The following is a 14,319-nucleotide window of genomic DNA, read 5'->3' on the forward strand; positions in this document are numbered from 1 at the left end:
AGTTCGCCCATGAGCAAGTTCACCGACGACATCGAAACGATCCTTCGTGACCCACGATATCATGCGCAATGCATGCAGATCGTTCCATTTGGTCGAGATCATTGCGCGCTTCTGTTCGAACTTGGAACGCAGGACCACGATGTCGCATACTCGGTTGTGTTTGAGGTGAGCAGCTTCGCTCCGCGCACACAAGCTCAAACTCTGAAAGTTGACGAGTGGCTGGCCTCCCTGACGTCGCCAAGTCTTGCCAATCTTTTTGCCCTTCAGGTGGGAAGGGTAGTGTGGCGCTACCAAAGCGGCAACTGGACGACCACCAAGGTAGCTAAGAACTTGATGCAGCGTGTGTGGTCCTATGACGACGGTCTCACCCTACTGGTCGGAGACAAGGGACAATCATGGGCATTTGATGGAAATAGCTGGTCGGCGCTTAAGGCGGCCCGACCGCACCGGCTACGTGACGTCCACGGCCCACGGCGAGACCTAATTCACTGCGTCGGGCAAGTCGGAACGCTTCAGCGGCTTGCTGGCGACGGCTGGCAAGCCATCGACCTTCCCATCGAGAACGATCTTTGGGGCGTATTCGTTACACCAAACGGCGTGGTCCGCGCCTGCGGCAATAATGGCACCTGCATTCGCGTGGTGAATGAGGAGATCATCGAACTGGAAGCGCCAAAGAGCCGATTTTTTTGCGTCCACCAATTTCAGGGCGAGACGTATTGGGGCGATAGCGACTATGGCATCTACCGGGAGCAAGGCAATCAATTGGTAGAGTTCCACCCCGCCGGAACCGGATGGGACATGCGTTCCGACGCCGACTACCTTTATGTTGTCGGCGGCGGTATTGCATGGCGTTTCGACGGCAAGAAATGGAATTCGTTGCAACTCGACTATGACGGCACCGACCTTCGCCTTATTCAGTAGTCAGCGCGGCAGATGAGCTGCGAGATATTTCCGCACACTCTCGAGATTGAGCCGCGTCACGGCGACCGTCTCAGTCGTTGACTGAAGCATCCTAACGACGAAAAGCTCCCCTGCCTCGGGATATTCGGCGAACCGTTCGTTAGCAATCTCGCGACCAATATCACCCGCGACCCGCAAACCGTCGAGATGCGCCTCCAACCGTTCAACCAGCCTGGCCAGCCGATCCTCATCCATGTCTGGATTTTCTTCCGGATGGAGCAGATGGTGATCGTAGACGCCCCAAAGGAAAGCCGCCATTTCGGCGTGCTGGCGTACAATCTCGCGCAATACCGGAACAGGCATCAGTTCAGATTGATCGACCCGCCGCGAATGCGGTTCGATGCGCTTGCATGACTGACAAGGTAAGTCCCACGTATCGTGATGTGCCCATCCTTTTCCAAGACGATGGTTGCTTTGCCGCAACGTAGTTCCAGCCGTTCTTCCGCATTTATGCGGACATTTTCACCATCACGGACAACCTGATTGGAGGATCTGCGAACGGGATCGACTATTCGCCCAACGATCAACGGCATTCGGGTATCACCGCCCTGAAACATCAGGGCGATTTCAGAGCCAATCATGGCAGACGTCAGCTCTGTTAAGCTGCGTGCAGGCAGCGCCGTCTGCTCAGGATTTCCCGGGAAGACGACCAACGGAACGACATCATCGTCGAATCCGAGAAAAATGCCAATCACGACACCATCGATTTTCGCGACCGTTTTGGCCATTCGTGCGTCTCTCAATTCTGATTAATCTTGCTGCCCTTCATGGTGATATTGCTCGACGCCTTCACCTCTATCTCGCCCGATCCGATGATAGTTATGTTTTTTCCTTCGATGGTGATCGTACCATCCTTCTTCATCCCGATCGCTGCCGATCCGCATTTGATGACGATCGCGTCGCCGGCCTCAATCGACAGTGTTTTGCCAACTTTGATGCCGCCGTCTTCCCCAATCTCCACTAAGCTCTTCTTCGCAACTTTCAGCGCGCTATTGCCCCCGACCTCGGTAAGATCGTCCTTTGCGATCTTAGCAGAGCGATCGGCTCCGATTTCGGTGCCCTGATTTTTTGCGATATTGAAACTCTGATCGGCGCCGACACTGACGCTTTGCGCGGCTCCGATGTTCCAACTGTCGGCGGCTCCAATATCATGACTCTGCTCAGCTCCGACTGCGACCGACCGCGACGCCCCAATCGTATTCGACTGCATCGCACCGACGCTGCGTGTCTCGGACGCTCCCACCGTATCGATGCGCGCCGCGCCCACCGTCACCGTCTGGACAATCCCCACCGTCTGCGAATGATTGGCGTCGATATTCTCCGTTGAATTGGCCGCGACGTGGATCGTCTCGTTCGCCTGGACGGTCAGCGAGCGGTTGGCGCCCACCGTCTCGGTGTCGTTGCTGCCGATGTTGGTGGTCTGATTGACCCCGACCTTGACCGTCTTGTTGTTGCCGACGTCCTCGTCGAGGTTGTGGCCGACAGAGTGCTTGGCGTCGTGGTCGATGCGATCGGACTGGTCGTGCTGCACGGTCTTGTTGCGATCGTGCTTGATCAGCAGATGGTGGTCCTTCTGCGCCTGGAAGTTGACCAGTTCGGAACCGGCCTTGTCCTCGAACATCAGCTCATTGTAGCCGCCGCCACCCTTCGAGGAATTGGATTTCCAGCCCGATTGCGTGGCATTGCCCGGCAGCGCGTAGGGCGGCATCTCGGAGGCATTGTAGACGCGGCCGGTGATGATCGGCAGGTCCGGATCGCCTTCGATGAAATCGACGATGACCTCCTGGCCGATGCGCGGGATCTGGATGAAACCCCAGCCGCTGCCGGCCCAGGTCTGCGACACGCGCACGAAGCAAGAAGAATTCTGGTCCTTCTTGCCGAGGCGGTCCCAGTGGAATTGCACCTTCACCCGCGCGTATTTGTCGGTGAAGATTTCCTCGCCCGAAGGGCCGACCACCGTCGCCGTCTGTGGACCGCGCATGATCGGCCGCGGCGTGATGCGCGACGGGCGATAAGGCAATTTGGTGGGCGCGGCGCCCAGCACGATTTTGAAGTTCTCGCTGTGGGCCTCGTTCTGGGTCCGGTAGCCGGGATCGAACAGCCGATACTCGGCGCTTACCACCAGATATTCCTGGTTCTGGTCGTCACTCGGAAAACTTTCCAGCGTGAATTTGCAGCCCGAAAAGAGCCCTCGCACGGTCCCAACGGCTGTATTGCGCTGGTGCACCGCCTGAAGTTCCTCGCGGCGGATTCCGGCGATCGTGTCGCCGCGCCCGACATCGAGATGCGCACCGGGCTGGCGGTAGTTTTCGCCCGATGCTTCCTTGTGGCCGAACGGCTGGGCGGATTTCGCCATCAGGTCCGCGCCGGGCTTCTCGAAATCATAGTCCGTATGGGCATAGGCGCCCGGCCGCACCGCGCTGCCGGGGATCCATTCGGTGATGTATTCGACGTCGCGCCGCGAGCCATGCCCCTCGAAATTATAAAGCACCTTCTCATAGCCCGGCGCCGGCTTCAGCTTGCTCATTGCGTCGCAGAGCACCAGCGTATGCTTGCCCTCGTCATGCTCGAAGAAATAGAAAATGCCCTCGTGCTCGAGCAGCCGCTGCACAAAATCGAGATCGCTCTCGTCATACTGGACACAGTATTCGCGCTGCGGATAAGAGCCCTGCAGCCGCTTCTCGCATTTGGCGATACCGTATTTGGTGAAGATTTTCTCGACGATCTCGACCGCTGTCATGTTCTGGAAAATGCGGCAATCGGTGGTGTTGCCGAGGAACCAGAGCCACGGCCTGACCGTGGCTTCGTAGAAGGCCAGCCGGTCCTCAATGCGGGTCAGCTTGAAATCCGACACCAGGCCGCTGAACCAGCGCTTCGGATCGGATTCACCCTCGACCGAAACAACGCCGCCCAGCATCTTCAGCGGATCGACGTCGCGGCTCTTCGAGACGAACCCGACGGTATAGGCAAAACAACGGCTGATCTCGTCACGCCCGACGAGATGGGTAAAGGTCAGCACATCGGCGCCAAGCGGCGTCTGCACAACCGTGGCACGTTCGTTCGGCATGGGTCGTGCCCCTCCTGGACGCGGCCGCCAGTGTGATGGATTGAAGCCTCCGCTCTGTAAACTGCATCACGTTCGGGAGGTTTTCGAATTCACCGCATCGGACCGCCGCAAGCTTAGCATAGGTTTGACGGAGGCCAAATAACAGCAATGGCTAAACCGTGCCGCGCAATCATGTGAAACGCACCTCGCCCACCGAGCCGGCAAGCTGCTAGAGTGTCTGGGACCTCAGGTTCCGCCATGGCTTCGGATGTTCATTTCGCTCCAGATCAGTAACGTTGACAGGCTGCCGGCTGGCATCGCGACGAGCTATGCAGCCCGCGATCGCGGCTTCGAGATCGGGCGCGAAAATTGCGACTGGACCCTGTCGGACCCCGACAAATTCATCTCGGGCCGGCATTGCGAAATTCGCTATCAGGCGGGTTCGTTCTGGCTCTATGACGTCTCGCGCAACGGCACTTTCGTCAACGGCTCCAACCAGCGCATGAACGCCCCGCATCGGCTGACCCAGGGTGACCGGCTGCTGATCGGCCGTTACGTCGTTGCCGTTTCGATCGACGAAGAACGCGCCGCGACCGATCGTCCGCAGGCCAGGACCGGTTCGACGCAACGCGAGCTGCCAGCGTCGACGGGGACGCCGCTGGAACTCGGCAGCGCGCCACTCAATCCGCTGGAGCAGCGCCCGGCTGGGGCAGCGCCGATACCGGCGTCTTCAGCGCTGCAGCCCAGCCCGGCTATCCCAGCCAACCGGCCGGCGGAAGCGGACGGAATACTACGCGACATAGCCAAGGCGGCAGGCATATCGCCGGAGTTGTTGCAGTCGCGCGATCCACGTGACGTTGCCGCCGAGATCGGGACGGTGCTGAGAATCACGGTCGAGCAATTGTCCTTGCTGCTGAAGGCACGCGCGGCGGCCAAAGTCCTCGCCAAGAGCCCGCACCGCACGATGATCGGCGCCGAGGACAACAACCCGCTGAAATTCGTGCCGGGCACCGACGACATACTGGAGATCATGTTCGCCAAGCGCAGGGCCGGCTATCTCGACGCCAGGTACAGCATCGAGGACGCGTTCCACGACCTGAAGACCCACGAAATCGCAACCTACGCCGCCATGCAGGCAGCATTGTCCCGACTGCTCGACGACCTTTCGCCGGAGGCTATCGCCAAAAGAATTCCGCCTGCGTCCTTTTCATCCAGGAAAAGCCAGGCCTGGGACGCGCTTGTCGCGACGTGGCGGATGATGGAGGACAAGCACGAAAACGGCATGCTGGATGTGTTCCTTGCCTATTTCGCCGAAGCCTACACAAAGGCCGGCAAACAGAAATAGCAGGAGCAATTCCAGGAAAGGTGTGAAGCGGTTTTCCGTTCGGAATTGCGTCAAACAAAGAGATGGAGCGGTTCGCCGTTTCCGTGAAACGGTGAAGCGCTCTAGGCGAGAGATGCCGTCAGCGGCACGGTTGCCCGCTATGTGACGGGTCTCATAGAAGAAGCCGCCGCTTTGATCATCCTGCTTTCCGATTTCCATCGGCTTCCCGTGCGACTAGAATAGCGCATGGGAGCTTGCCCAGTGGGCAAAGCGGCGTGGTTTGGGGCGTGTGCGGGAATGTCATGTTTCGGCAAGATGAGCCTTTCCACCCGGCCGGCAGCTAAGATTGAGCCTGGTCTGCCTCTCCTTTCGCGCCTTCAACATCCTCATTCGACGTCGACGGTCGTGCGCCGATGAGCTCGAAGGATGATTCCTCCAAGCCGCCGGACAAAACCGTCATCCGAGCGCCGCGGCAAAGGCAAAAGCCGCTTGCCGCCCCCGATCGTTCCGGTCCCCAAGGTTTACGGTCTGCTCCCGCGCCCGCCGGGGAGTCGACAGTGTTCGACCCCGGCGTTGGCCGACAGATGCCGCCCGGCTGGTCGTCCGGAACCATGGTCTTTCAAGAGGCCACGCCGGCAGCGGCGCCCGCCGCGAGGCCGGCGTTGCAGCAGGACGCACTGCTCAACGCCACTGCCGGCGTGAAATACGCCGCGACAAATCCCATCCTTGCCGCCGCGGCCCCATTGCTCATGCTGTTCGGTCAGTTGCGGCTGATACCGGTCGAACGGCAAGCGGCGGCGTTGGCGGAACACATCGCCGACATTGTCGAAACCTTCGATCGTGCAGTCGCCAAGGCCGGTATTGGGGAAGAAGACGCGCGGATAGCGAAATTCGCGCTTTGCGAAACCGCCGACGACCTTGTCGGCAACCTGCCGTGGCCAAGCAAGGAAACCTGGCCTCAGCACAGCCTGGTGCAGCAGTTCTTCCACACACGACCGACAGGCGCCGGCTTCTATGAGGCGCTGAACCAGATCCTCGCCAAGCCCGAGGCGCATTACGATCTGCTCGAACTGATGCATGCCTGCCTGTCTCTGGGTTTCGAAGGTCAGTATCGGGGATTGCCTGGCGAACAAAACACGCTTGAGCGCATCCGCCGCGACGTTTACGACACGCTGCGCTATTTCAGGCCGCGTGCCTCCGGGGACATGTCGCCCCGGTGGCAAGGCATGGCAGCGGCGATGCCCGGGCCACGAGGGCGACTGCCGCTCTGGGCGATCGCGGCCGCCGCGGCGACCATGGTGACGGCCGCCTTTTTCGGGCTGCGGATATTGATCACCGACGAAGGCGACGCGACCGCCGGCGCATTGCTGGCGCTCAATCCCTCCACCCCGGTCTCGATCGAACGCGCCAGCGTGGCGGCGCCTGCCGAACCGGTGCAGGCGACCCCGCCGCCGCCCGCTGTTCCAGACACCTCACAGATCGATCGCATCAGCGCGGCACTTGCCAAGGAGATCGCCGGCGGCGGTCTGAGCGTCGGGACGAAGGGCGACTTCATCGTTGTCGAGATCAGCAACCAGCTTTCGTTCGCCTCCGGCCAAGCTGAGTTGAAGGCACAGTTCCCGCCCATCGCGGCGGATATCGCCGCAGCGCTCGACGCCGAGCCCGGGCCGATCAAGATCGTCGGCCACACCGACAATGCGAAGCCGAAGAAGTCGAGCACCTTCAAATCGAACTTCGATCTTTCCGTCGCCCGCGCGAAGGCGGTCCAGGCGCTGCTGGCCAAGCTATTGAAGGATCCGTCGCGGCTCAGCGCCGACGGCAAGGGCGAGGACGAGCCGATCGCCGACAACACGACTGCGGATGGCCGCGCCAGGAACCGCCGCGTCGACATCATGATCCCGAAACAGGAAACCTTGCAGACCGGCTCGGCGGAGAACGGCAACTGATGCGCTGGATGCTGCGGATATTCAGCGTGCTTGCCTTGGCCGGTTTTTCGGCCGCGGTCTGGTATGTCGGGCCGCTGATCCGCTTTGCTGATACCCGACCGCTGGGCCCCGAGTGGTTGAGGGCGACGATCATCGGCGTGACCGTCGCGGTGCTCGCGCTGTTCTACGGCATTCGCTTCTGGCAGGGGTGCAAGGCGCAAAAGGCGCTGGAAACGGCCATCGTGCGCAGCGACGACCGGAACGACGATGCACAGGTCCTCGAAGCGCGCATGAGCGAGGCCATCGCGACGCTGAAGCGGACGAGTGGCAAGCGCAATTTCCTCTACGATATTCCCTGGTACATCATCATCGGCCCGCCCGGCGCCGGCAAGACGACGGCGCTGGTCAATTCAGGGCTGAAGTTTCCGCTCGCTGGCTCGGGCAGCGCGCAGCCGGTGGCCGGCGTCGGCGGCACCCGGTCATGCGACTGGTGGTTTACCGACGAAGCGGTGCTGATCGACACGGCCGGCCGTTACACGACGCAGGAATCGGACCGCGAGCGCGACAAGGCAAGCTGGCTCGCCTTCCTTGGATTGCTCAAAAAGAACCGCGTCAAGCAACCGATCAACGGCGTGATCCTCGCCGTCAGCCTTGCCGATCTCATCGGCTTCGACGACCAGCAGCTCGAGGCGCATGTCACCGAGATCAGGAGCCGCCTGCGCGAACTGCACGAGACGCTGAAAATCCAGTTTCCCGTCTATCTGCTTTTCACCAAGGCCGATCTCGTTTCTGGCTTCATGGATTATTTCGGCGAGTTCGACGAAGCGCGCCGGCGCAAGGTGTGGGGCGCGACGTTCCAGACCGCCGACCGCATCAGGAACATGGCCGGTGAAGCGCCGGCCGAATTCGACGGGCTGGCGAAGCGCCTGGCGGAAGAACTCGCCGACCGCCTGCAGGAAGAGGCCGATCCGGTGGCGCGTATCGCACTCTTCGGCTTTCCGGCGCAGTTCGGTGCGCTCAGGACCCGGATCATGCAGTTCATCGGCAGCTTGTTCGATGCCTCCCGATCACAGGTGAATGTCAGCCTGCGGGGCCTCTATTTCTCCTCCGGCACCCAGGAAGGGACGCCGTTCGACCAGGTGCTGGGCTCGATCGGCCGCAGCTTCGGCGGCGCTTCGCAGGCGCATCTTTCCGGCACCGGCAAAAGCTTCTTCCTGCACGATCTGCTGACCAATGTGATCTTCCCGGAATCGGGCTGGGTGTCTTTCGACCGGGCGGCCGAGCGGCGCGCAAGGCTCGCCAGATTTGGCGGCCTTGCCGCGATTGCGCTGGCGGCCCTGGCGGCGCTGGGCTTGCTTGGCCTCAGCTTCTTCGCCAACAAGTCGTTGATCGCTTCCACCAGGCAGGCGATGGCGCAATATCGCGACAGCGCGGATTCGCTGCTCAAGAGCACGACGGTGACCGACGTCGACCTCGAAAACGTCATCGGCCCGCTCGACCAGTTGCGCAATCTCCCGGCCGGGTTCGAAAACGGCGACCAGGGGAACCCGATCGAGGAGATGTTCGGGCTCAGCCAGCGCGAGCGGCTGCTGTCGGCCTCTAAAGCCGCCTATCGGCAAGCGCTGGAGCGGACCTTCCGCTCCCGGCTCCTGGTGCAGGCCGAGCGGACGATCCGGGCCAAGATGGCCGATCCGATCGCGCTCTACGAGCCGCTGAAGATCTATCTGATGCTGGGCGGCAAGGCGCCGAAGGTCGATGACGAGCTGATCGTTTCCTGGATGCGGCAGGACTGGGAAGAAAACCGCTATCCCGGCGAGAACAACCGCGGGGGCCGCGCGCAACTCGAAAAGCATCTGCGCGCCATGCTCGCGCTCGACGACGCCTATGATCCGGTCTTCGATCTCAACCAGCCGCTGGTCGAGGCTGCGCAACGTTCGCTTGGGCGCATGAGCCTTGCCGACCGCGCTTCGGCACTGATCAGGTCGGCCGTCTACGCAGCAAGGCTGGAAAACTTCTCCGTCGCCGCGAAAGCCGGCCCCGAGGCGCAGCTTCTGTTCGAGCGCATCGATGGCAGCGATTTCGCCGATCTCAGCGTTCCGGGACTTTACACGCGCGCCGGCTTCAACCGCTTCTTCCTGCCGCAGCTTTCGCGCATCGCGCAAATGCTCGTCGACGACCGGTGGGTGCTCGGCGGCGGCGGCGAACAGGGCGGCATCGACCAGGACCTGCGCAAGCTCGGCTCCAAGCTCATCGACCGCTACGGCAAGGAATTCGCCGCCGCATGGAACGGCGTGCTGGACCAGTTGAAGTTCAAGGCGTTGCTCAAAGACAAGCCGGACTATCTCGCGCTTTCCGCCGTCGCCGCGCCGGACTCACCTCTCGACCAGCTCTTTACGGCGATCGCCGGTGAGACCGCATTGACGACGGAGAACACCGCGGCCGAGGGGGAGAACAGCGCGCCGCAACAGGACATCGCCAGCATGGCCAAGGGCCTGGCCCGCATCGGCCTGCAGATCGCCGGCGGCAAGTCGCAGAGCCGTGCCGGCTCGGGCCAGGGTGTTGGGCAGAATGCCGGCGCGAGCGTCGAGGCGCAGTTCCGGCCTTACCAGGCGCTGATCAGCGGCAGCAACGGACGCCGGCCGCTCGATGCGCTGACCCAGAATTTCCACGACATTTTTCAAAGCCTGAAACTCGCGGCCGATGTCCCTACTCAGACCGAACGCGTCAACGCCAACCTGCAACTGCAGATCTCGACGCTGCGCGCCAATGTCTCGCGCCTGCCGAAGCCGCTGGCGCGCATGGTCAATGCAGCGGCGGACGAGTTCGAAGGCAATGTCGCCGAAGCCTCGGTGGCCAACCTCAACCAGGTCCTCGATCAGACCGTCACGCGCGTCTGCGAGGAAGCCGTCAACGGCCGCTATCCCTTCGCCGTCGACGCCAGGGAAGAGATCTCGATGGCGGATTTCGCCAAGCTGTTCGCGCCGGGCGGATTGATGGACCGCTTCTTTGCGCAGAACCTTGCGCCGCTGATCGACATGACGGGCCAGGAGTGGACCTGGAAACAGGATGCCCGCTCCAGTCGCGACCTCGCGAAGTCGACCTTAAAGGCGTTCCAGTCAGCGGCGGAAATCCGCGGCGCCTTCTTCCCGTCGGGCGGATCGACACCGTTGGTGTCGATCACCTTCACGCCCACCTCGCTGAACAGCGAAGCCGACAGCGCGGTGCTCAACGTGGACGGGCAGACGGTGCAGAGCGCGCAGGCCGGCAACCCGCCAAGCACGGTGACATGGCCGAGCGGCGCCGCTTCGGGATCGGCGAGCCTCAGCCTCGTCCCGGAAATGCCGGGCCGCGACTCCGCGCTCAAGTTCGAAGGGCCATGGGCGTTGAAGCGCCTGTTTGACAAGGCGACCATCACCGCCAATGGCGCCAACGCCGAAGCCCGCTTCGTGATCGGCGGGCGAGACGTCGCCTACACGCTCCAGACCGGATCCGGGGCCAATCCCTTCTTGCTGCCGGCCCTGTCCGGCTTCAGCTGTCCGAAGGCGTTCTGACATGGCCGCGTTCCAGAGCATCGCCGGCTTCGGCCTTCATTTCGGTACTCTAATGTATGCGCTTGTGGCAAAGTGGGCTGGGCATGCGGCCCGTGGTTGGTCACAGAGGACGCTCGCGAAGCGCTTGGTGGCACATTGAGCATTGTCGCCCTTCCCATCGAGAGCTTCGGCGTGAGCCATAAGGGCTGCGTGCGCGACCATAATGAGGACAATTACCTGATAGAGCCTGAGACCGGCCTCTGGGTGGTGGCCGATGGCATGGGCGGGCACGAGGCCGGCGAGGTCGCGTCGGCCAGCATCGTCGATCATCTGGCGACGATCGGCATTGCGAGCTCGGCGCCCGACCTTCGCGCGCGCTTCGAGGACCGGCTGAGCCGCGCCAATTCCGAGATCCGCGACATATCGCGATCGCGCGGCATCACCATCGGCTCGACCTTCGCGGCGTTGCTTGCCATGGACGGGCGGTTCGCCTGCCTGTGGGCCGGTGACAGCCGCATTTATCTGGTCCGTAACGGCACGATCTTCCAGGTCTCGAAGGATCACACCGAGGTCCAGGAACTGCTCGATCGCGGCATGATCAGTGCGGAGGAAGCGCTCACCTGGCCGCGCCGCAATGTCATCACCCATGCCGTTGGTGTCAGCGATGAACTCGAGATCGATTTCCAGCAGGGCGCGCTGATGCCAGGGGATGTTTTCGTTCTGAGCACCGACGGGCTGACGGCGCATGTCAGTGACGCCGAGATCGAAGCCGCGGTCATATCCGCGACGCCGCAAGCGGCGTGCCGGAACCTGCTGGATACTGTGCTTGCGCGCGGCGGAACCGATAATGTGACTGTCGTACTCGTGAAGATCGGCGGCGAGCGCAACGGCGCGCTCCATCCGGATCGGTCCGGAGCGGAGAGCCTGGCGAAATGAGCGACGACGACAAGACCCGGATATCGACGAACGTCAATACTGGCGTCGGCACGCAGCTCAGCGGCATTTACGAGCTTGACGAGAAGATCGCCTCCGGTGGCATGGGCGAAGTCTATCGCGGCCACAATATCCAGACCGGCGACCATGTGGCGATCAAGATCGTGCTGCCCGAATTCGCCCGCGACCAGACGATCCTGTCTCTTTTTCGCAAGGAAGCGTCGATCCTCAACCATCTGTCGCATGACGCGGTGGTGCGCTACCACGTCTTCACCATCGATCCGGGAATCGGCCGACCCTATCTCGCGATGGAGTTCGTGGACGGCCAATCGCTGTTCGACGTGATGCGTCGCGGGCCGATGCCAAGTGAAGACGTACGCCGGCTTTGTCATCGCCTGACATCGGGGCTCGCCGCGGTGCACCAGGCGGGCGCGGTTCACCGCGATCTCTCGCCAGACAACATCATCCTGCCTGGCGGGCGGGTGGATCACGCCAAGATCATCGATTTCGGCATCGCCCGTTCGGCGACCGTCGGCGGCGAAACGCTGATCGGCGGAAAGTTCGCCGGCAAATACAACTACGTCTCGCCCGAACAGCTCGGCCTCTATGGCGGCGAGGTCAGCGAGCAGTCCGATATCTACAGCCTCGGACTGGTGCTCGCCGCCGCATTGCGGGGAAAGCCGTTCGACATGAGCGGTTCGCAGTACGAGGTCATCGAGAAACGCCGGACCGTGCCGGATCTGTCCGACATCGACCCCGATTTCCACGAGCTTCTCGACGCGATGCTGCAGCCGGATCCGCGCGATCGGCCGGCCAGCATGGCGGAGATCGCCAGGGCAACGCGAGGCGAGGATGTCGAAGCGACATTGCCGCCGGCATCGTTTGGCGCGCGCGAACGCTCGGGCTTGCCGCGCGCCGGCTGGACGGCGCCGCCCGACTCCAGACGTCCGCCATCGTCGCCTCCCGGCGAACAGCGCTTCGTTGAGCATGTGAGGCCGGCGCATCTTTCGGAACCACGTCCAGCGCCCGCGCCGGCCAGTGCGCCAACGCCGGCCGCGCCGCGAAAGTCCTCGCGGATGCCGGCTATCGCTGGCGGTCTCGTGACGCTGGCGGTTTTGTTGGGAGGCGGCGTTTACTTCAGCGGGATCATGGCGCCTGCGCCGGCCGAAGAGAAAGTCAAACCGCTGACGCCGAAGCCTGCGCCGCCCAAACCCGTTGCGGACGCACCCAAGCCGGTGGCCCAGGCACCGCAACCGGAAGCGCCGAAACCGCAGCCGCAATCGCCTGTGCAGCCTCAGCCGGAGCCCTCAAAATCGGACAACGCTGCCACTGACGGGACGGCGAACCCACCTGCCCTGCCGGATGCACCGGTGAAGACCCCAACAGCGGCCGAGAGCCAGGCGGACGCGACAGCGGAGCAGAAAACGGAACCGGGGAAGCCCGCCGAAATCCCCATGCCGACTCCCAGGCCCGAGGTGCCGCCGGCAACGGAGGCACAGCAGTCCGCCGAGCAGCCTGCCCAACTGAACCCGCCAACGGCGGCGTCACCGCCGAAGGCTACGGAAAGCTCGACCCCGCCGGGACCAGTCATCGAGCCGCCGCCGGCGAAGACGCCTGGCCAGGCGGAGGCAACAAGCAAGCCCGCCCCGGGAGCAACTCCGCCGGCGACAAAACCCAGCGCAACGGACCTCGTCGACATGCTCTCCAAGCTCGCCAAGCCAAAGGCTTCCCTGCCGCCGGCGAGCCAGACGCCGACGCAACCAATCAGCCCGGCTGTTGAACCGGCAGCGCCCGCCGCATCGGCCAGCCAACCGGCAGCACAACCCGTGCCATCGGAGCCAACACAGACAACGCAGCCGTCCCAGCAGCCGCAGCCGCCGGCAACCACGCAGCCCGAAAATACCAACGTCGCCATCAATGTCCCCAAGCCGGAGGTCCCGCCGGTGAAGACGATCGACGAGGCGGCACAACGCGCTTCATGGGTGCGCGACTTCAGCGGCGGCGACTGTTTCTATGCGTCGCTGACATCGGCAACCGGTGGCGCCGCCGCCATCGAAGGCTTCGCAACGGCCGTCCGGCCATTCGAGCAGATGCTCAATGATTTCAAGTCGAGGTTTCACCTCGAGCCGGACATCAGCGTTCGTCTCATCGACCAGCCCCAATGTGAAGTGACCAACTTCCTGCGCTTCGTCGACCGCAACGGTGCGGAACGACCACAACTCGATCTCGACCGGACATCGGTGCCGGACGGCGCGCCGATCAGCGGCACGCTGCTGACGCATGGCGGGCTCGTCTCAAACGTGATGCTGATCGACCACCGGGGCATCGCTTTCAATCTCGACGATCGCATGGTCGCGCAACCCGACAAGGCGACCTTCAGTATCCCGATTGGCCTTGGCGCCGCGGACAAGGCGGCCGGCAAGGCCCTGCCCCAGATCATGCTGGTGATCACCGGACCGCGAGACATCCAGGCCGCGATGTTTGCAAGACCGACACCGGTATCGGAACTCCTGCCCAAAATCCTCGAGGAGATCGAGGCGGACGGCTCGCAGTTCTCCGCCACCGCCAAGTATTTCAGGCTTGGCGGATAGACATGGACGC

9 protein-coding genes are annotated in these 14,319 nt (G+C 62.6%); 6 read left to right on the forward strand and 3 right to left on the reverse strand.

Annotation, left to right across the window (positions count from 1 at the left end; all coding sequences use genetic code 11):
- The first annotated feature begins 9 nt into the window (after positions 1 to 9).
- Positions 10 to 921 (forward strand): hypothetical protein, encoded by a 912-nt coding sequence (locus ACVDG8_RS11225; RefSeq protein ID WP_447254771.1) that lies wholly within the window; start codon positions 10 to 12, stop codon positions 919 to 921.
- Here the strand turns inward: ACVDG8_RS11225 and ACVDG8_RS11230 are convergent, their stop codons facing one another.
- From ACVDG8_RS11230 to tssI, 3 genes are read right to left on the reverse strand one after another with little or no spacing between them, the layout of a single operon-like run.
- Positions 922 to 1,263, reverse strand: a complete 342-nt coding sequence (locus ACVDG8_RS11230; RefSeq protein ID WP_447254772.1) for a hypothetical protein — start codon at positions 1,261 to 1,263, stop codon at positions 922 to 924.
- On the reverse strand, positions 1,263 to 1,688 hold the full coding sequence (locus tag ACVDG8_RS11235; RefSeq protein ID WP_447254773.1) for a DUF6484 domain-containing protein: 426 nt from the start codon (positions 1,686 to 1,688) through the stop codon (positions 1,263 to 1,265). Before ACVDG8_RS11235 ends, ACVDG8_RS11230 begins: the two co-directional genes overlap by 1 nt.
- An 11-nt stretch (positions 1,689 to 1,699) precedes the next feature.
- The gene (gene tssI / locus ACVDG8_RS11240) at positions 1,700 to 4,027 is read right to left on the reverse strand and encodes a type VI secretion system tip protein TssI/VgrG (RefSeq protein ID WP_447254774.1); all 2,328 of its coding nucleotides are present in this window, start codon (positions 4,025 to 4,027) and stop codon (positions 1,700 to 1,702) included.
- Positions 4,028 to 4,274: 247 nt separating this feature from the next.
- Here tssI and tagH point away from each other — a divergent pair, with 247 nt between their 5' ends.
- The 5 genes from tagH (at position 4,275) to ACVDG8_RS11265 (ending at position 14,309) form a co-directional block, all read left to right on the forward strand.
- Positions 4,275 to 5,351, forward strand: a complete 1,077-nt coding sequence (tagH, locus tag ACVDG8_RS11245; protein ID WP_447254775.1) for a type VI secretion system-associated FHA domain protein TagH — start codon at positions 4,275 to 4,277, stop codon at positions 5,349 to 5,351.
- A gap of 392 nt (positions 5,352 to 5,743) precedes the next feature.
- Entirely contained in the window at positions 5,744 to 7,276 is a 1,533-nt protein-coding gene (tssL, locus tag ACVDG8_RS11250) for a type VI secretion system protein TssL, long form (RefSeq protein ID WP_447254776.1), read from the forward strand.
- Positions 7,276 to 10,806, forward strand: coding sequence for a type VI secretion system membrane subunit TssM (gene tssM, locus ACVDG8_RS11255; RefSeq protein ID WP_447254777.1), 3,531 nt, complete (start codon positions 7,276 to 7,278; stop codon positions 10,804 to 10,806). Before tssL ends, tssM begins: the two co-directional genes overlap by 1 nt.
- A gap of 135 nt (positions 10,807 to 10,941) precedes the next feature.
- Positions 10,942 to 11,721 carry a PP2C family protein-serine/threonine phosphatase gene (locus tag ACVDG8_RS11260; protein ID WP_447254778.1) on the forward strand — a complete coding sequence of 260 codons (780 nt, stop codon included), beginning with the start codon at positions 10,942 to 10,944 and terminating at the stop codon, positions 11,719 to 11,721.
- On the forward strand, positions 11,718 to 14,309 hold the full coding sequence (locus tag ACVDG8_RS11265; protein WP_447254779.1) for a protein kinase domain-containing protein: 2,592 nt from the start codon (positions 11,718 to 11,720) through the stop codon (positions 14,307 to 14,309). Before ACVDG8_RS11260 ends, ACVDG8_RS11265 begins: the two co-directional genes overlap by 4 nt.
- Positions 14,310 to 14,319: the final 10 nt, after the last annotated feature.

The organism is Mesorhizobium sp. ORM8.1, from assembly GCF_053005525.2.